Source organism: Bacteroides sp. AF39-16AC (genome assembly GCF_003602735.1).
GTDB classification, from domain to species: domain Bacteria; phylum Bacteroidota; class Bacteroidia; order Bacteroidales; family Bacteroidaceae; genus Bacteroides; species Bacteroides uniformis.
This window is the reverse complement of sequence record NZ_QTLN01000001.1, coordinates 118,733-137,657: the sequence shown is the minus strand read 5'-3', so window position 1 is coordinate 137,657 and position 18,925 is coordinate 118,733. Positions and strand designations below refer to the sequence as shown.

The 18,925-nt window shown below is 45.9% G+C and carries 17 protein-coding genes, 1 pseudogene and 1 riboswitch; of the genes and pseudogenes, 10 read left to right on the top strand and 8 right to left on the bottom strand.

Going from position 1 to position 18,925, the window contains the following annotated elements; genetic code table 11:
- Positions 1-353 precede the first annotated feature (353 nt).
- The 3 genes from DW039_RS00575 (at position 354) to DW039_RS00565 (ending at position 2,987) form a co-directional block, all read left to right on the top strand.
- Positions 354-950: a DUF6621 family protein gene (locus tag DW039_RS00575; RefSeq protein ID WP_035448957.1), complete on the top strand. Its 597-nt coding sequence runs from the start codon at positions 354-356 to the stop codon at positions 948-950.
- 14 nt (positions 951-964) lie between these two features.
- Positions 965-1,852, top strand: a complete 888-nt coding sequence (locus DW039_RS00570) for a LysR family transcriptional regulator (protein WP_044468497.1) — start codon at positions 965-967, stop codon at positions 1,850-1,852.
- Positions 1,853-1,964: 112 nt separating this feature from the next.
- A complete protein-coding gene (locus DW039_RS00565) occupies positions 1,965-2,987 on the top strand; it encodes a YeiH family protein (RefSeq protein WP_117703228.1) in 1,023 nt (340 codons plus the stop codon).
- A 301-nt stretch (positions 2,988-3,288) separates the two neighbouring features.
- On the opposite strand, the gene DW039_RS00555 is transcribed toward DW039_RS00565, so the two are convergent.
- Positions 3,289-3,882 carry a hypothetical protein gene (locus DW039_RS00555; protein ID WP_117703248.1) on the bottom strand — a complete coding sequence of 198 codons (594 nt, stop codon included), beginning with the start codon at positions 3,880-3,882 and terminating at the stop codon, positions 3,289-3,291.
- Positions 3,883-4,042: 160 nt separating this feature from the next.
- On the opposite strand from DW039_RS00555, the gene DW039_RS00550 reads away from it, so the two are divergent.
- The 4 genes from DW039_RS00550 (at position 4,043) to DW039_RS00535 (ending at position 6,253) form a co-directional block, all read left to right on the top strand.
- Entirely contained in the window at positions 4,043-4,387 is a 345-nt protein-coding gene (locus DW039_RS00550; protein WP_005831772.1) for a helix-turn-helix domain-containing protein, read from the top strand.
- A 128-nt stretch (positions 4,388-4,515) separates the two neighbouring features.
- Complete coding sequence (locus DW039_RS00545) at positions 4,516-5,031, top strand: RNA polymerase sigma factor (RefSeq protein ID WP_087331867.1); 516 nt, start codon at positions 4,516-4,518, stop codon at positions 5,029-5,031.
- Positions 5,012-5,536: a hypothetical protein gene (locus tag DW039_RS00540; RefSeq protein ID WP_087331869.1), complete on the top strand. Its 525-nt coding sequence runs from the start codon at positions 5,012-5,014 to the stop codon at positions 5,534-5,536. The genes DW039_RS00545 and DW039_RS00540 overlap by 20 nt, the downstream gene beginning before the upstream one ends.
- Before the next feature lie 6 nt (positions 5,537-5,542).
- On the top strand, positions 5,543-6,253 hold the full coding sequence (locus DW039_RS00535; protein ID WP_057258657.1) for a DUF4252 domain-containing protein: 711 nt from the start codon (positions 5,543-5,545) through the stop codon (positions 6,251-6,253).
- 68 nt (positions 6,254-6,321) lie between these two features.
- Here the strand turns inward: DW039_RS00535 and recA are convergent, their stop codons facing one another.
- Genes recA through DW039_RS00520 form a run of 3 tightly spaced genes read right to left on the bottom strand, consistent with a single transcriptional unit; the run spans position 6,322 to position 9,070 of the window.
- Positions 6,322-7,359 (bottom strand): recombinase RecA, encoded by a 1,038-nt coding sequence (gene recA / locus DW039_RS00530; protein ID WP_005831765.1) that lies wholly within the window; start codon positions 7,357-7,359, stop codon positions 6,322-6,324.
- Between the two features lie 18 nt (positions 7,360-7,377).
- Entirely contained in the window at positions 7,378-7,824 is a 447-nt protein-coding gene (gene bcp, locus DW039_RS00525) for a thioredoxin-dependent thiol peroxidase (RefSeq protein ID WP_057258658.1), read from the bottom strand.
- A gap of 52 nt (positions 7,825-7,876) precedes the next feature.
- Positions 7,877-9,070, bottom strand: a complete 1,194-nt coding sequence (locus tag DW039_RS00520; RefSeq protein ID WP_005831761.1) for a saccharopine dehydrogenase family protein — start codon at positions 9,068-9,070, stop codon at positions 7,877-7,879.
- Between the two features lie 195 nt (positions 9,071-9,265).
- Here DW039_RS00520 and DW039_RS00515 point away from each other — a divergent pair, with 195 nt between their 5' ends.
- Positions 9,266-10,057 carry an META domain-containing protein gene (locus DW039_RS00515; protein WP_009038130.1) on the top strand — a complete coding sequence of 264 codons (792 nt, stop codon included), beginning with the start codon at positions 9,266-9,268 and terminating at the stop codon, positions 10,055-10,057.
- 81 nt (positions 10,058-10,138) lie between these two features.
- On the opposite strand, the gene DW039_RS00510 is transcribed toward DW039_RS00515, so the two are convergent.
- Entirely contained in the window at positions 10,139-10,714 is a 576-nt protein-coding gene (locus DW039_RS00510) for a Crp/Fnr family transcriptional regulator (protein WP_005831755.1), read from the bottom strand.
- A 53-nt stretch (positions 10,715-10,767) separates the two neighbouring features.
- Entirely contained in the window at positions 10,768-12,168 is a 1,401-nt protein-coding gene (locus DW039_RS00505; protein ID WP_117703247.1) for an MATE family efflux transporter, read from the bottom strand.
- Positions 12,169-12,612: 444 nt separating this feature from the next.
- On the opposite strand from DW039_RS00505, the gene dnaK reads away from it, so the two are divergent.
- Positions 12,613-14,532: a molecular chaperone DnaK gene (dnaK, locus tag DW039_RS00500; protein WP_005831748.1), complete on the top strand. Its 1,920-nt coding sequence runs from the start codon at positions 12,613-12,615 to the stop codon at positions 14,530-14,532.
- A 93-nt stretch (positions 14,533-14,625) separates the two neighbouring features.
- Here the strand turns inward: dnaK and DW039_RS00495 are convergent.
- A pseudogene (locus DW039_RS00495) lies at positions 14,626-15,061 on the bottom strand (HTH domain-containing protein); the annotation flags it as partial.
- A 246-nt stretch (positions 15,062-15,307) separates the two neighbouring features.
- The gene (locus DW039_RS00490; RefSeq protein WP_005832678.1) at positions 15,308-16,540 is read right to left on the bottom strand and encodes a Cof-type HAD-IIB family hydrolase; all 1,233 of its coding nucleotides are present in this window, start codon (positions 16,538-16,540) and stop codon (positions 15,308-15,310) included.
- A gap of 100 nt (positions 16,541-16,640) precedes the next feature.
- A riboswitch (cobalamin riboswitch) is annotated at positions 16,641-16,840 on the top strand.
- A 58-nt stretch (positions 16,841-16,898) separates the two neighbouring features.
- Here DW039_RS00490 and DW039_RS00485 point away from each other — a divergent pair.
- Positions 16,899-18,914 carry a TonB-dependent receptor gene (locus tag DW039_RS00485; protein WP_119993668.1) on the top strand — a complete coding sequence of 672 codons (2,016 nt, stop codon included), beginning with the start codon at positions 16,899-16,901 and terminating at the stop codon, positions 18,912-18,914.
- Positions 18,915-18,925: the final 11 nt, after the last annotated feature.

The window sequence follows — 18,925 nt, the reverse complement described above, 5'->3', positions numbered from 1 at the left end:
AACTCTATTGGTTAAAGAGAAGGGCAAATAAGGATGTCATGCATGAGATGTGCATCTCATGTAGTACGAGGTGTACATCTCATGTAGTACGAGATGCACATCTCATGTAGTGAGGGCCTATATGTTTTAGTAGCTAAGTCTTCGTGTTCCAGCTCCAAGGTTCCCGTGTTGCGGAGGAAGGATATTCTCTTTCCGCTTCGGAGATATAGATTAATTGTTTGGGATGATACAAGTTATTGATAAATTTGTCGTACTTTTACTGCTTCAAAGTTTTGTGCTTTCTGTGTGGTAGGTTTTTGGAGCTCCGCTTGCAGAGGAGCATTATGTATAATCACGTATTAAAATAGAAGATAATGGAGGATAAGATAAAGTTTCCGGCAAATGTGATATTGATAGATGTTGCATTTCTGAATGAAGTGGTATATGGTGCAAAGAACTTTTTGGAAGGTAAGTTGGGACGGAAGCTACCCGATGTTGACCTGCCGGCATGGTTGAGCTATCTGGCATTGGACGCCGGCTTGAGAGAACAAGAAAATGAGGTGGAAGTGTTGCTGGTGCATACTCCGGCAGCGGACGTGCTGAAGTGTTGTGAACCATCCGATGTGAATAAACTGAATCACCAGGCATGCCGTACGCCGCTGGGCGAATTTGCATTTTCTTCCGTCACCTCTTCCGGTTTAGTCTCTACCGAAGAGTTGTTTCTTGACCTGATGAACCTGGCGCTTGATTCTGCGGATGTGAAGTGTTTGATGCTGTTGCCTTTCCATCAGGTATATGGTAATGGAGTGGAGGAGAAGCTGGCGGGTTTCTTCAAAGACAAGAGTGAAGAAGAACGGGGCAAAGTTGTGTACTTCATCACGGAGGAACCTCTGAGCCCGGTGTATTGCCGCCTGGAGCCGGTGTTTTATTCTTTGGCGCATGCATTCGGCATCAAGTCTGACGAGTTATAAGATATAAGAAGTATATGAGTGATTTCCGTTTAAAAGTGTTTCAGTCTGTTGCCAAGAACTTGAGTTTTACAAAGGCTTCGCAAGAGTTGTTTGTAAGTCAGCCGGCTATAACCAAGCATATCCAGGAGCTGGAGGCCACTTACCAGACGAGGCTTTTCGACCGGCAGGGAAGTAAAATCAGTTTGACCGAGTCGGGCCGGCTGCTTTTGGAGCATTGCGAACGGATATTGGAGGACTATAAACGGCTGGAATATGAAATGCACTTGTTACATAACGAATATATTGGAGAACTCAAGTTGGGAGCCAGCACTACCATTGCGCAGTATGTGCTTCCTCCGTTGCTGGGCAGTTTTATCGGCAAGTTTCCGCAGGTCAACTTGTCCTTGCTCAATGGAAATTCCCGGGAAATAGAAGCCGCTTTGCAGGAACACCGCATTGACTTGGGATTGGTGGAAGGGGTTTTCCGCCTTCCCAATCTGAAGTACACTACTTTTCTTGAGGATGAACTGGTAGCGGTAGTCCATTCCAAAAGCCGTTTGCAGTTGCCCGAAGAGATTACTCCCCAGGATTTGCCCGCTATTCCTTTAGTGCTCCGTGAGCGCGGTTCGGGTACGCTGGACGTGATAGAACGCTCACTCCAGAAGCACGGCGTCAAGCTTGCCTCACTCCATGTACTGATGTACCTGGGTAGTACCGAAAGCATCAAGCTCTTTCTTGAAAACTCCGATTGCATGGGAATCGTGTCTATCCGTTCCATCTGCAAGGAACTGGCGGCAGGCACTTTCCGCGTGGTCGAGATAAAGGATATGCCCATGCTTCGCGACTTCTGCTTTGTCCAGTTGCAAGGGCAGGAAGGAGGATTGTCACAAGCCTTTATGAACTATATGTTTATGTCCCGATAACAATAAGTTATAGTCTATAAGTAGAAACGATTGGCGGGTGTACTAAAATAGAACTACCTTTGCACCCGGAAAATTAAGGAATAAACATTAGTAATATAGTAAAGTAAACAGTATGGCTTCAAATCGAGTTTTGGCTAAAAGCATTAATATGCCTTTTCTTCAAAGTAATAATAAATTTATTTATGTATCTCTTCTGGTTGTCCTCTCCTTCTTTCTGCTGCTGGATTATGTGCCCAGTATGCATGCCTATTCGGCATGGGTCACTCCGCCGTTGGCGTTGTTCTTGGGGTTGGCCTTTGCGTTGCTGTGTGGGCAGGCACATCCGAAGTTCAATAAGAAGACTTCAAAGTATCTATTGCAATACTCTGTTGTAGGGTTAGGATTTGGAATGAATCTGCAGGCTTCCCTGGCTTCGGGCAAGGAGGGAATGGAGTTCACGATTATTTCTGTTGTGGGGACATTGCTCATAGGCTGGCTCATAGGACGTAAGTTCTTGAAAGTAGACCGTGACACTTCCTATCTTATCAGCTCCGGTACGGCTATCTGCGGAGGCAGTGCCATTGCAGCTGTGGGGCCGGTGTTGAAGGCAAAGGATAGCGAGATGTCTGTGGCATTGGGCACCATCTTTATATTGAATGCCATTGCATTGTTTGTTTTTCCGATGATAGGCCACGCTTTGAACATGAGCCAGCATGAGTTCGGCACATGGGCGGCCATTGCCATACATGATACGAGTTCGGTAGTGGGAGCAGGTGCCGCATATGGCGAGGAGGCCTTGAAGGTGGCAACGACTATAAAGCTGACACGTGCCTTATGGATTATTCCTTTGGCTTTGGTAACTTCGTTCATCTTTAAGAGCAAGGGACAGAAAATCAGTATTCCCTGGTTCATCTTCTTCTTTGTGCTGGCTATGATTTTCAATACTTATGTGCTGGGCACTACCGAAACGGGTGCCATGATTGGGGAGGGAATCAATTCTTTGGCCCGCAAGACACTGACTATCACTCTGTTCTTTATCGGTGCCTCTCTGTCACGTGATGTACTGAAGGCAGTAGGCATCAAGCCCTTGATACAAGGCACTTTGTTGTGGATAGTGATTAGTGTGAGCACGTTGGCATATATCTACTTGTTCTGATTGCATAGGTCCGGCAGTTCTTGAAGTATAATTTCCGGTTGAAGAAGTCGGTAGGATTTTTGCAACGTATTTCTTTCCTCATTGGATATATAGACGAATACACATCTCGGGATGACTGGGGTGTGTATTTCTTTTAATATCCTTCCCCATTGACGCCGGACCGGAGCAAGTGGAAGCCAGGTTATGATACCTTTTGCTTCCAGCATTGCTTTTGTCCTCGGTTCGGCGTGCTGACCGGTTAATACAATGTTCCAGAAATGTGGTTCTTTCAGTTGTTTTTTTATATCTTGAGAAGTCATAGTTAGTTTGCTTTTTTGATGATAAAGTCGAAAGAGGTGAAGAATTGAGGGCGTTTACCGATAGATATGGGAAGGATAATAGTAATGGAGGAATTCCTTCCTTTCCGAATCTCTTTCTTGTTGTATATTCGAGAGTTTGCTTTATTTGCTGTATAAGTTGTTACACCAATCTTTTGGCTTGTTTCTGCCTGGCTTTTTATAATTGCAAAGGGAGTTTCCGCTTCTGCCAGTATGGGGTATTTGACTTCTGAGGTTCTTCCGTCCACAATGAATTGCATATTTTCCCAGTTTATTCGGATATCTTCTGAAGAGTTGTTGCGAATTATAATTTCCCATTGGGAGTCGTTTGGAATAAACTTATAAGTAACCCCATCTTTTGTATACTCTAATTTCCCTTTTTGGTTCTTCAGCCATTTAAAGGATACTTGGCATCCCGCATCAACGTATTGTGCAGATAAAGTGGTTGGAAATAGGAGAAACAGCAAAATGACAAGCTTATTTTTCTTCTTATATTTCCGGTAGTCATTGTATATCCATAGCATAATAAAAATAATGCCGATAGGGATGGCTATGAGAATACATGTCAGTAAATTCATGATAGCAGATATTATTTGTTTGTTTATATGAATATGCTGCAAAAGTATCATAAAATATTTGATAAAACAAACGAATTATGAATAAAAAGAACGATACATACAGACAAATTGGTATTGGTGTTCCTTATAATATGAATGATTAATTTGTACCTTCATATAAATGGAAAAAAGTAATATATACATCGGAGAGATAATCAAGAACGTGATGCTTGAACAGCAAGTTACCAAGGCGGAACTTGCACGAAGACTGAAAGTTAAGCCTCAAAGTGTAGACTATATGCTTACGAGAAAAAGTATTGATACGGATACGTTGTATAATGTCTCACGTGCCTTGAACTACGATTTTGCTTTGTTGTATTCCATTCATAAGGAACAGATAAATTATGATACGTTAGAGCAGGAATACAGGCTCTCCACAGCGAAGGTGTTGGTGGAGCTTGAGCTGAAGCCTGAAGACATTGCGAAATTGAATCTTAAAAAGCGGATTGCTGATGTCTTGAAATAAACGCACTCTTGGGCTGGTGCTATTGGTGTTTTCATTTTTTCCCATTTTTTCTTCCTGGTCGTGTAACAAAATCCTTTCCCCCTACGTCTGAAGGGTATAAACAGAAATCTACTATTGATAAATAGCCCATGGACGCTGAAAGTTTTAAAAAAGAGTTTCTGCCATATCATCGCAAGTTGTACTGCATAGCTTATAGGCTATTGGAGAATGCTGCCGATGCTGAAGATTTGGTGCAGGAAGCTTATCTGAAGTTGTGGGACAAGCGGGAAGGACTGGCCATTATCAGTAATCCGGAAGCATTCAGCGTTACTCTGGTGAAAAATATGTGCTTTGATTTGCTTCGTTCGGGAAAGTATACTTTGAGCAGACAGAGTGTGGAGTTGGCCGAAGTGCATAATGTGTCTCAAGCAGATAACTTTGAAGCGCGGGATGAAGCGCAGCAGGTAAGGCATATCATTGCCCATCTGCCGGTGCAACAGCAGAAAATAGTAACGTTGCGTGATGTCAAGGGATGTTCTTATGAAGAGATAGAGCAGGTCACGGGATTGAATGCTACCAATGTCCGTGTACTGTTGTCCCGGGCAAGAAAAAAGATACGTGAGGAATTTAATAAATGGAGTAACTATGAAAGTCGAGGAAATTGAAAGGCTGCTCGCCGAATTTTATGAAGGGAATACCAACGAGCAGGAAGAAGAGTTGTTGAAGGAAGCTTTCAGAACCGAAGAAGTGCCCGAGCACTTGCAGAAGGACAAGAAACTCTTTCTCAGCTTTTTTCCCGGGGAAGTGGTGGATAATGTTCCCGCCGGATTGGAGGATAAACTGAGCCGGATGATTGATGAAAAGGCTGAAGAGGAACAACGTTTTTTCCACCGGAACAAGGCCAAACGTAATTGGCGCTGGATAGGAGGTATTGCTGCCACCATTCTGGTTCTTGTAGGTGCAGGTTATGGCATTACGAACATGGGAGAGGATATGCGTCCTCCTACACCTCAGGACACTTTCTCTGATCCGGAAGCTGCTTATAAGGCATTGCAGGCCACTTTAATCGAGGTGTCTGCGAATCTGAACAAGGGAATTGAACAGATAGAGGAAACGCGGATAGACGTAACGAAGGTGAACCAGGAAGTAAGAAAAGAAATTCAACAATAATCTGATATGAAAACAATGAAAATGATTTTGGCAGGTGTACTGCTGATGTTGCCTTTGCTTTGCCAGGCACAGAAGAACCTATTCAACAAGTATGGAGATATGAAAGGCGTGTCGTCCGTCTACATATCCAAGGCAATGATAGAAACGAATCCCAACTTGTTTACTAAAGATGTTTATATTGGGAAAGTGTCCGGACAGTTGAACTCTGTGCAGGTACTTTCTACAATGGATAATAATGTAAAGAAAGAAATGCGTAAGGATCTTCGTTCTTTGGTGCAGTCTTCCAGATATGAATTGCTGATGAAGCAGAAGGGAACAGTCTCCAGTTCTGAATTCTACATGAGCCGTAAAGGGGAAAAGGTGAAGGAGCTGATTATGATTGTAGATGGTGCAGCTACTCTGAAATTTGTTTATTTGGAAGGTGATATGACTTTGAAGGATATACAGAATATCATGATGTATCAGAATACCAGCTGGAATGGTAACAATGTGAATATACAGCTTCCGGATATAAACTGGGCTGAGATAGAGAAGCTGAAGAACCGCGATTGGCTTGGAGAATTGAAGCATTCGCAAGAACTGGCATTGAAAGGGCTGGAAAATGTAGCTAAACTGAAAGACAACAAGTATCTGAAAGAACAAATGGATACCGATACATGGAAACGTTTTGAAAAAAGCATGGAGACTTTGGAAGAACGTTTGGAAAAAATGGAATAGGAAGCGGTAACCTTTTTAGGGAAACTTGCCAATAGAATGTTTTGTTTTTCTATTGGCAAGTTTTTTTGTTATTTGTCTTTTCTCAATTCTGCAAAGATAAGCCCTTCCAGCTCTTCTGCCAGTTCCGGATTGTCAAGGATGACCTGCTTGGCGGCGTCGCGTCCCTGGGCAATTTTCGTCTCGTTATAGCTGAACCATGAACCGCTTTTCTTGATGATGCCAAGCTCTGCACCCAAGTCAATGATTTCGCCTGCACGGGAGATGCCTTCACCGAACATGATGTCGAATTCCGCTCTACGGAAAGGAGGAGCTACCTTGTTCTTCACAACTTTCACTTTGGTCTGCTTGCCGATTACTTCATCGCCGTTCTTGATGGCTTGGCTTCCACGGATGTCAAGACGTACGGAGGCATAGAACTTCAGTGCATTACCGCCGGTAGTTGTTTCGGGATTGCCGAACATGACACCGATTTTTTCGCGCAACTGGTTGATGAAGATACAAGTGGTGCGTGTTTTGCTGACAGCTGCCGTCAGTTTACGCAAGGCTTGTGACATGAGCCGGGCTTGCAGACCTACTTTGTTGTCACCCATATCGCCTTCAATTTCAGCTTTCGGGGTCAATGCAGCCACAGAGTCCACTACAATGATGTCAATAGCGGAGGAACGGATCAGTTGCTCTGCGATTTCCAGCGCTTGTTCGCCGTTGTCCGGTTGTGATATCAGCAGATTGTCCACATCCACACCCAGTTTTGCCGCATAGAAGCGGTCGAAAGCATGTTCTGCATCAATGAATGCGGCAATGCCTCCTGCCTTTTGCGCTTCAGCGATGGCATGAATGGCAAGGGTTGTCTTACCGGAAGATTCCGGGCCGTAAATCTCGATGATACGTCCGCGGGGATATCCTCCCACACCAAGAGCCACATTGAGGCCGATGGAACCTGTGGGAATAACTTCTACTTGTTCGACGCTTTCGTCGCCCATTTTCATGATAGAGCCTTTACCAAAGCTCTTTTCTATCTTGTCCATGGCAGCCTGCAAGGCTTTCAGTTTTTCGCCCGATGCCAGATTGCTGCCATTTTCAAAATTCAGTTCGTCTTTTTTTGCCACGTTGTTAATGTTTAATGATTATAAAATTTGTGCCGCATGGTCTTTGGTCTTCACTTCTTTCGGAGTGATGATGCGCTCTACAATACCTTCTTCATTAATGATGAAAGTTGTGCGGAACGTTCCCATATATTTGCGGCCATACATGCTTTTTTCGCCCCATACTCCGAATTGTTCTACCAGCTTCTTGTCGGTGTCTGCAATCAGGGTAAAAGGCAGATTGTTTTTCTCAATAAATTTCTGGTGTGACTTTTCGCTGTCCACACTGACGCCGATGACTTCATAACCGGCTTTGCGCAGGTCGGCATAATTATCCCGCAGGTTGCAGGCTTGTGCCGTGCAGCCGGATGTCATGTCTTTGGGGTAGAAGTAAAGTACAATCTTCTTTCCCTTATAGTCGCTCAAGCGGATTTCTTCACCTTTTTCGTTGATACCCAATACTTCGGGTGCTTTATCTCCTATATTCACTTTATTAATGTTTAATGATTAGTGGATAATGATTAATGTTTAATCATTAATTTCAAACTTCCAAGTCTCCGTCGATAATCTCATGCCAAGGCAGGCCTTGTTTGTTGAGCTGTTCCATGAACGGGTCCGGATTGAATTCTTCAACATTCCATACACCCGGTTTTTTCCACAATCCCTTGAGGAACATCATGGCACCAATCATGGCGGGCACACCGGTGGTATAGCTTACGCCCTGCATACCGGTTTCCTTGTAGGCCTCCTGGTGGCTACAGTTGTTATATACATAGTAGGTACGCTCTTTGCCATCCTTTAGTCCGCGGATGCGGCAACCGATGGATGTTTCGCCTTCGTAGTTTTCGCCCAGGTCTTGCGGGTTGGGGAGGACGGCTTTCAGGAATTGCAGCGGAACAATCTTCATGCCGTTATATTCCACTTCGTCTATGCGTGCCATGCCGATGTTCTGGATAACGCGCAGGTGGGTTAGATACTCTTGTCCAAACGTCATCCAGAAGCGTGCACGCTTGATGGTGGGGAAATTCTTCACCAGAGACTCCAGTTCTTCGTGATAAAGCAGGTAGGAGTCGCGCGGACCGATGTTCGGATAAGTCAGGTCTTTGTGGATTTCCAGCGGCTTGGTTGTCACCCATTCTCCGTTTTCATAATAGCGGCCGTTCTGTGTAATCTCACGGATATTGATTTCCGGATTGAAGTTGGTGGCGAATGCTTTATGATGATTTCCGGCATTGCAGTCTACGATGTCCAGATATTGTATTTCGTCAAAATGATGTTTGGCGGCGTATGCAGTATAGATGCCGCTCACTCCCGGGTCGAAACCGCAACCGAGGATGGCGGTCAGTCCGGCATCTTCGAAGCGTTTCTTATAGGCCCATTGCCAACTGTATTCAAAGTGGGCAACATCTTTCGGCTCATAATTGGCGGTATCCAGATAGTTGACTCCACTTTGCAGACAAGCCTCCATGATGGTGAGGTCTTGGTAGGGGAGGGCTACGTTGATGACGATTTCGGGTTTGAAACTATTGAAGAGTGCTACCAGTTCGTCCACGCTGTCGGCATCTACCTGGGCGGTTTTGATGTTCGGGTTACCGATTGCCTTGACAACAGCGTCACATTTGGACTTGGTGCGGCTGGCTATCATGATTTCTGTAAACACATCAGGATTTTGAGCCACTTTGTGCGCAACAACGGTACCTACACCGCCTGCACCGATAATAAGAACTTTACCCATTTCTTTGTACTATATTATTATATTAGGTTTATAAAAAATACGGAGAGCAAATATAAGGGTTAATTCTTAGATAAACATTAAAATCCTGCTAAATACTTTGAGGTAAATGCTTCAAATATTAAACAAATTACTTGCATTTGGGTTATTTTCTATATATTTGCCCCTTGAATAAATTAACTTAAACAACGAATAACAATGAAAAAAGTATTTGTTTCCCTATGCATGGCAAGCGTGTTGATGGGCTTGTCTTCTTGTGCATCAACCAAAAATGCCGCAACTCTTTCTTCCATCAGCGGTGAGTGGAATATTATTGAAGTGAATGGTACTGCCGTAGTCCCTGCTCCGGGTCAGGAATTTCCCTATATCGGTTTTGACACAAAGACTGGAAAAGTATTTGGCAACAGTGGTTGCAACCGTATGATGGGTTCGTTTGACGTGAATGCCAAACCCGGCACGATTGACCTTGGCGCTTTGGCAAGTACCCGTATGGCTTGTCCGGATATGACTGTAGAAAATAATGTGTTGTCGGCTTTGAACAAAGTGAAAAAGTATAAGAAGCTGGGAAAGGAAAATATAGCTTTATGCGGTGCTTCCAATCGTCCCATAGTCGTGTTGCAGAAGAAAGAGTCCGTTTCCAAGTTGTCTGATTTGGAAGGAAGGTGGATAATTAGTGAGGCTGCGGGCGAGGCTATTCCCGACGGAATGGAGAAGCAGCCGTTCATTGAATTTAATATTGCAGAAAAGCGCTTGCACGGCAATGCGGGTTGCAATCTGATTAACGGCGCTTTCCAGGTTGATGATGAAAATCCGTCGGCAATCTCTTTCCCGCAAGTTATCAGTACCATGATGGCATGCCCTGATATGGAGGTGGAAAGCCGTGTGCTGAAAGCCTTGAATTCCGTTCAGTCTTTTGGCAAGCTGGCAGGCGGAGGCATCGGGCTGTACGATGCTGACAATAACCTGGTGATGGTGTTGGTGAAGAACTGACAAGATAGGTTGAAATAATAAAGGCTCTTACAGAAATAATCTGCTAAGAGCCTTTTTTGCATCTTGACATAAAAAGGTCTTTTACTTTTTCTTTAATCCTGCGCGTATCCGGCTCAGGGATTGCGGAGTGATGTAGAGATAAGAAGCCAGATACTTGAGCGGTACATCCTGCAGCAGTTCCGGATTCTCTTCCATCAGTGTCATGTACCTTTCTTTGGCAGTGGGAGGGGTGCCGTAGGCTACTGTGGAACTGTCTACCGACAGAATTTCCCGTTCAAAGATTCTTCTGCCGAAGTTGGCCATGTCTATGGAATGCGAAAAAAGGGCTTCCAGCTCAGGCTTACTGATACAATAGGCGATGCTTTCATTCACTGATTCGATGTTGATGAGGGAAACCTCGCTGTCCACATATCCCCACGATGAGAAAGCTGTGTCGCCCGGTGCGGCGAACCAAAGGGAGTTTTCCGTGCCGTCTGTCAGGTAGTAGGCGCGCCAGATGCCTTTCTTCAAAAGATAGAAGTTGCTGTTCCTTTCCCCTTCGCTGATAATGAGTTCTCCCTTGCTGAAACGAACTTCTGCCATGTGTGACAGAAGTTCGTGCAAAGTGTTTTCCGGTAGTTTATACTTCTTGCAGAATTTCTTTATCATAGTTTCCATGCTGCAAAGATAGTGTAAACCGAAGACAGGACTTTTATGCTTGCATGAAAAAGTTATGTTGGGGTGCAGCCCATCTTGTCTAAAGATACGGATTTTTCTTTATGTTCCTTTTTCCCGGATATGTAAATCACGAGGATAAATAGGGTTGTCAGCATTTCTGCAAGAGGAGTGGCAAGCCAGATTCCCCGGTCTCCCAATAGCAGGGGCAGTCCGAAAAAGCAGGCTGTCAGCAGGATAAAACCACGCAGCAGGGTGATAACTGTGGCATACTTGGCACGCTCCACACTCTGGAAATAGCCGATGGATACGATGTTGACGGCAAAGAACACGAAGCCGGTGGCATACAAAGGCAACCCTTTTACCGCTATGTCATAAGCCGGATAACTGCGGTCTATGAACATGCCGACAATTTCAGGGCTGCAGAATATTGTGGCCAGGGCAAAACATACCCCGCAGCCTATGGCCGTTTTCAGTGCCAGCAAGTAGGCGCGGCGGACACGTTGGCTCTCGTTCAGGCCGTAGTTATAACTGATAATCGGCTGCGCCGACTGCGCAATGGCATTATATACCATAAATATAATAGGAAAGAAATAGCAGGCAATGCTGAATGCCGCCACTCCGTCTTCCTTCAAATAATGGATGAACACCTGGTTGCCGACAAACATCATGCAGGCAATCGCCACCTCGCACAAGAAGGCGGAGGAACCCAATCGGCACATATAGCCAATGTTGCGGCGCATCAGTTGCATGCTTTTCCGGCTCATCTTAATGGGGTGAAAGCGCAGTGCGCACCGGCGGCGCATCAGATAGAATACTATCATCAATGCACCTACCGTGGTACCTATGGCACTTGCCAGTGCGGCACCGAACATCCCCCAGTCAAAGGGGAAGATGAACAGATAATCCAATAGGATGTTCAGAACTGCAGCCACCACATTGCACATCATGGCAAAGTTGGGCGAACCGTCCAGCCTCAGAAAAAACATACCCGAATTGAGTAATGCTGTGAACAGAGAGAAAGGCACAAACCAAAGCATGTATTCCACAGCCAATGGCGTGAGCCGTTCGGACCCTCCGAGCAGCTTTACCACCTGCGGGGCAAATGAACAGAATAGGGTGGAGGTACACATCAGCAGCAAGGAAGATATGACTACAGACTGTGTGATGTTGATACGTGCCACCTTGACTTTCCCGTGTGACAGATGAATGGAGGCCACCACAGAGGCACCGACTCCGAACATAAGTCCCACACCCGTAGAGAACAACCATAGCGGTGCCACAATGTTGACCGCCGCCAAAGCATCACTGCCAATTCCTTTTCCGACAAAGATGCCGTCGGTGATAACGAATAGTGCGGAGAAAATCATCCCCAGTACAGTAGGGAGCAATAGTTTGCGGAACAATGTCTTGATGTCCGTGTTCTTGAAGTCGATACTGTCTCTCATCTTTTCCATACTCATCTTATTTATTTCTTTATATGTGAAAACCAATCATTTCCGTTGCTGCGATTAAGCCCAATGTTAACTAATCCTTAATCGTTCCACCATGGTGGAACGATATTTCCCTCGTGGTGGAATGATATTTTCTCCACGGTGGAACAATATTTCCTCCATGGAGGAACGGTTAAAGGTATGCAAGGAAAATGATTAATGTTGTTCATGTTTTATCATCTCTGATTCGGGCGACAAAAGTAGAGCTTTTGAATGGAATGGAAATTAACAAATGGTAATTTCCGACAGAAAAAATGATTTTAATTCTGCCAAACTGACAGACAAACTGCCACAAGTATAAATCTGCGGCTGCTCTGAACAATTTGGCACAACGTTTGTCTTTTTATTGGCGTCTGCCACTGAGGCGGACGTCGAAACAGAATAATAACAAATAAAAAAATAACGATCATGGGAAAAATTATTGGTATTGACTTAGGAACAACAAACTCTTGCGTTGCAGTATTCGAAGGTAACGAACCTGTAGTAATTGCAAACAGTGAAGGCAAGCGCACCACTCCTTCAGTAGTAGCATTTGTTGATGGTGGCGAACGTAAAATCGGTGATCCTGCCAAGCGTCAGGCTATCACGAACCCCACCCGTACGGTTTTCTCCATCAAACGTTTCATGGGCGAAAACTGGGACCAGGTACAGAAAGAAATCGGCCGTATGCCTTATAAAGTAGTAAAGGGTGACAACAATACTCCGCGTGTAGACATCGACGGACGTCTCTATACCCCGCAGGAAATCTCTGCAATGATTCTGCAGAAAATGAAAAAGACTGCCGAGGATTATCTGGGACAAGAAGTGACAGAAGCTGTAATTACCGTCCCCGCATACTTCTCAGACTCCCAACGCCAGGCTACGAAGGAAGCCGGTCAGATTGCAGGTCTTGAAGTGAAGCGTATTGTGAACGAGCCGACTGCCGCAGCTCTTGCTTACGGTATTGACAAGTCTCACAAGGACATGAAGGTTGCCGTATTCGACCTTGGTGGTGGTACATTCGATATCTCTATCCTCGAATTCGGTGGCGGTGTGTTCGAAGTATTGTCAACCAACGGTGACACTCACCTGGGTGGTGACGACTTCGACCAGGTAATCATCGACTGGCTGGTTCAGGAGTTCAAGAACGACGAAGGTGCCGACCTGACTCAAGACCCGATGGCTATGCAACGTCTGAAGGAAGCTGCCGAGAAGGCTAAGATAGAGCTGTCCTCTTCTACAAGCACTGAAATCAACTTGCCGTACATCATGCCCGTAGGCGGTGTGCCCAAGCACTTGGTGAAGACGTTGACCCGTGCCAAGTTCGAGGCTCTGGCTCACAACTTGATTCAAGCTTGTTTGGAGCCATGTAAGAAGGCTATGAGCGATGCTGGTCTGAACAATGCGGACATCGATGAAGTAATCCTTGTAGGTGGTTCTTCACGTATTCCGGCAGTACAGAAGTTGGTAGAAGATTTCTTCGGTAAAGTTCCTTCCAAGGGTGTGAATCCGGATGAGGTGGTGGCCGTAGGTGCTGCCGTGCAAGGTGCCGTTTTGACGGACGAAATCAAGGGCGTTGTATTGTTGGATGTTACTCCGCTTTCTATGGGTATCGAAACTATGGGCGGTGTGATGACGAAGCTGATTGATGCCAACACTACCATCCCCTGCAAGAAGAGCGAGACATTCTCTACTGCTGCCGACAACCAAACGGAGGTTACCATCCATGTATTGCAGGGTGAGCGTCCGATGGCTGCGCAGAACAAGTCAATCGGCCAGTTCAACCTGACAGGTATTGCTCCGGCACGTCGCGGTATTCCTCAGATTGAGGTAACGTTCGATATCGACGCCAACGGTATCTTGAAGGTGTCTGCCAAAGATAAGGCTACCGGTAAGGAACAAGCTATCCGTATCGAAGCTTCCAGCGGTTTGAGCAAGGAAGAAATCGAAAAGATGAAAGCCGAAGCCGAAGCCAATGCTGAAGCAGATAAGAAAGAGCGTGAGAAAGTAGACAAGCTGAACCAGGCCGATTCTATGATTTTCCAAACCGAAAATCAGTTGAAGGAACTCGGCGACAAGCTCCCTGCCGACAAGAAGGCTCCGATTGAAGCTGCTTTGCAGAAGCTGAAAGATGCCCATAAGGCTCAAGACCTGGCTACCGTAGACTCTGCCATGGCCGAATTGAATACGGCATTCCAGGCTGCAAGTGCTGAAATGTATGCCCAGAGCGGTGCTCAGGGTGGTGCACAAGCTGGTCCTGATATGAATGCAGGGCAACAAGGCGGTGCTCAGGATAATACAAAGCATGGCGATAATGTGCAGGATGCTGACTTTGAGGAAGTGAAGTAAGTTGCAATAGGTGATTTTATAGAAAAAAGAGGCGTGTAATCCATTAAGTTGCACGCCTCTTGTGTTTTTGAATTTCAAGTCAGTCTTATATACTTATTTTTCAGTTTGAGGATTAATGACAATGCGCCAATAGCCACCAAAGTTCGCACCTTCACGAGATAAGATACCCATAGACCGCAATTTTGCAATTTGTTTTTCTACGGCACGAGAACTTATACCAATCTTGTAAGCCATAGTTTCGGCTGACATAGAAGAATCGGAAATGACGAAATCGATAATCTTCTGTGCTGTCTTTCCTATGTTTTTAGGGGCATCTGTGCTCTCTCCGAACCTTATCTCCGAACTTTTGTCGTTTACACCGAACATTTTCGCATTTACACCGAACTTTTTGACCGAACTTTCTTCGTTTGCAGGATACTTTTTGAGGGGACTGTTTACCCTTTCGGCCACTTCTTCTACGGGTATTCTTTCGTTCTTTCCCCAATTCAGATTATAGAAATGTAGTGAAGAAAGAAGATGCTTCCGTATTGGCAAAAGCCGACACGGATTTAAGCCATGACTTCACTTTCTTACGTCCCAACATTTCCTTGAAATCATAAGCTGAACATTCCGTTATCAATGTATTGTTGCGTATCTGCATCGTTTTCTTTTTGTTGTTCGGGTATAACTCTCTAATATAGTTTACAAAGGTAAGGATAAAACCGAGGAATTGGTTAACCCCCTCGTTCCCTTTTGATCTTCATGCATTTACATTACGTAGTTTATAACAGTTATTTTATCTTTTCTTTATAACACTATTCACTACCCGTATAGAGGAAACCAGTTTATTGGTGGAAGTAAATACGTCCACATTCCACACATGGGATGAACGCCCTTTATGAACGATGGTTGCCACTGCCCTTACGGTATCTCCTTCGTGTGCAGAAGAAATATGATTTCCGCTGACTTGCATTCCCACGACAATCTCATCAGATTCGCAGATAATCATGGAGCCGAGCCCGGCAACGGTTTCTGCCAAGGCAAGGGTGGCACCGCCATGCAGAATGCCGAAGGGTTGGCGGGTACGGTAGTCGACCGGCATGGTTGCTTCTACGCGCTCATCCGAAGCGTATGTGTATTGAATGCCCAAGTTTCCCATCAATGCGTGTCGTGCCCGTTCGTTCAGTAAATCAAGAGGCACCTCTGCTGCACGCACTTCTGCCAATATTAGTTTTTCTACGGCCAGGGCCACTCCATCTTCTTCATTCGATGCAGTCACATAGTCTGCACAGACCTTTACAGAATCTTGTGAATGTCCCATAGCTACCCCCATGCCGGCCAATTGGAGCATGGTCACATCGCATACGCCATCTCCAACGGCAATGACTTCTTCCCGTGTTACTCCCAAATGCTCTAATAGGGCGCCTAACGTATTCGCTTTATTGACTCCGCAGGGCACCACCTCTAAAAAGTAAGGCTCGGAACGGAAAGCATCCAGAGTACCTGCCAGGCGTTTTTCCCAATGTTGTTCCAGCCCTATCAGAGCTTTTTCCTTATCACTCACCAGCATGCACTTGCAAGGCGCGAAGTCTATGGCAGTAGAGAATTCATCTTCCCTGATTATCTTCAAATTGTTTAGCAGGGCTTCATTCTTTATATATTCATTGTCCGGACTATCCGTAATGAGGGTATCATCGTGGTAGGTGAAGATGGCAAAGCCGTTCTTGCGGGCTTTCTTTTCCAGATAAGGCAGCATTTCCGGATTGATGCGTCGTTCAAACAATATTTCTCCGTTCTGTGCTTTTATTATCTGGCAACCATTATAGGAGAGAACAAACCCTCCATAATTGCCGAGTTCGAGGGTTTTGGCCAGTGGCATCAGTCCATAAGTCGGCCTACCGGATGCCAAAACTATGCGCACTCCCATTTGCTGGACCTTTAGCAGAGCAGCTAATGTCCTTTTACTAATTTCTCTTTCATCATTGAGTAGCGTTCCATCTACATCAAGAACCAATAACTTATATTTCATGGCAACTCGATTTTGGGGTTATTATGTTACAAAGTTAAAAAAATGACTGTTAAAACGGTAATATTCGTTTTATTGTTTACTGAAACTTCTTTTATTTATCCTATCTTTGTCCACGTTTTGTTCCGCGTTCTCTATCCGGAGAAGCGGATGAAAAGGGAATCGGGTGAAAGTCCCGAACAGTCCCGCTGCTGTGAGTTCCATGCTCGGTGTATCATACTTGTGCCACTGTTCTTCGGAAAGAACGGGAAGGCGATGTACCGGGAACGAGTCAGAAGACCTGCAAAACAAAGTCGAAAAATTGTCCATTCGAGGAAAGTGGGCAGTGCGCAAATGGTTTAAGATAATCTTCATTTATTCTATGTCAGGAAGGACTAAGGTATTACTGGTCTGTGCTGTTTCATTGGGTGCAAGTATACTCCGGCTCTCTGCCCAGGAGGTGGGGGGAGATACGATTACGGGGAAAGTGCATCAGATAGAGAAAGTGACAGTGACAGCACGCAGGTCGCCCAATAAAGTGACTTCTGCCGTACCCATACAGACGATGTCACGGCAGGATATCAGCCAGCTGGGAATACAGAATATGGCAGATGCTGTACGCCGTTTTGCCGGAGCCAATGTAAAGGACTATGGAGGCATTGGAGGACTGAAAACGGTTTCCATACGCAATATGGGAGCAGCCCATACAGCTGTCAGTTATGACGGGGTGGCGGTGAGTAATTGTCAGGCAGGGCAGATAGATATCGGGCGTTTTTCGCTGGACAATGTTTCCATGCTTTCGCTCGCCATCGGGCAGTCGGAGGACTTGTTGCAGTCCGCCCGCTTGTATGCGTCGGCCGGTGTGCTGGGCATAGAGACGGAAAAACCTCATTTTGATGACGGGCGCAATGCCGCTTTTCAGGCACGGGTGCGCGGAGGGTCGTTCGGCATGGTCAGCCCCTCGCTGCGCTGGTGGCAGAAACTGGGCTGCCGTACACGCGTGGCGGTAGATGCCGGTTATATGAGGGCAGACGGTAATTACCCTTTCACGCTGGTCAATGGGAAATACGTGACGGAAGAGAAACGTAACAACTCCGGCATCTATTCCTGGCAGGGCGAAGCTACCTTTTATCATACTTTCAAGGATGACAGCGAACTGGATGTGAAGGGTTATTACTTCTATTCCCGCCGGGGACTTCCAGGGGCGGTTACGCTCTATAATCCCCTTTCCGATGAAACGCTTTGGGATGAGAATACTTTTGTGCAGGCACGTTATAGGAAGCATTTTTCGCCCCGGTGGAGTTTGCAGGCACAGGCAAAGTATAATCATGGCTGGAACCAATATAAGGATGAGGGCAAGGAATATGCCGACGGATATTATCGGGAAAATCACCGGCAAGACGAATATTATATTTCCGCGACCGTTCTCTACCGTCCTTTGGAAGCTTTGACCCTTTCGTTGGCGCAGGATGGGGTGATAAACAAGTTGCGCAACAGTTTGCCGGAATGTCCTTTCCCTACAAGATATACTTCCATCAGTGCCTTCAATGCACGCTACCGGCAAGGATGGCTCACGGCCACGGCTTCGCTGGTGCATACTGCCACTTCGGAGCATGCCGAGAAAGGTACGGTCCCCGATGACTTCCATCGCTTTGCCCCCTCTTTATCAGTCAGTATGCAGCCTTGGCAGGACGAGTCGCTGTATTTCCGGTTGATGTATAAGAGTACGTTCCGTCTGCCCACTTTCAACGACCTCTATTACTACCGGCTGGGCAACCGTAATCTGCGACCCGAGAAGGCAGACGAATATAATGTCGGCATCACATGGAGCAAATCCGGATTGTCTGTGTTCGACTATATCTCCGTTACGCTCGACGGTTACTATAATGATGTGACGGATAAGATTGTGGCTTTTCCCACCACCTATGCGTGGAAGATGGCAAACTACGGCAAGGTACATGCCGCAGGTGTGGATGCCACTTTGGCCGCCACTGTACCCTTGACAAAAAAAATAAAACTGGTTATGTCGGGCGGATATACGTGGCAGAAGGCCATTGACTTGACCGATGCCGATGCCAAGAACTATAAAGACCAATTGCCTTATACCCCTCTCCATAGCGGAAATGCGTCTGCCATTGTGGAAACGCCGTGGGTGAATGTGGGCTACTCGGTGGTGGGAGTGGGAAAACGCTACTATTTGTCGCAGAACCTTCCGGAGAATGAGATTGAGGGGTATTGGGAGCATACGATGAGCCTCTCTCATGAGTTTGCTTTGGGCAGTTGCCGACTCCGGTTGCAGGCTGAGATTATAAACCTGACCGATGAACAGTATGACGTGATAAAATATTATCCTATGCCGGGCCGTTCGTGGCGGCTGACGGGGACCTTTAAGTTTTGAGTCAGCCATTT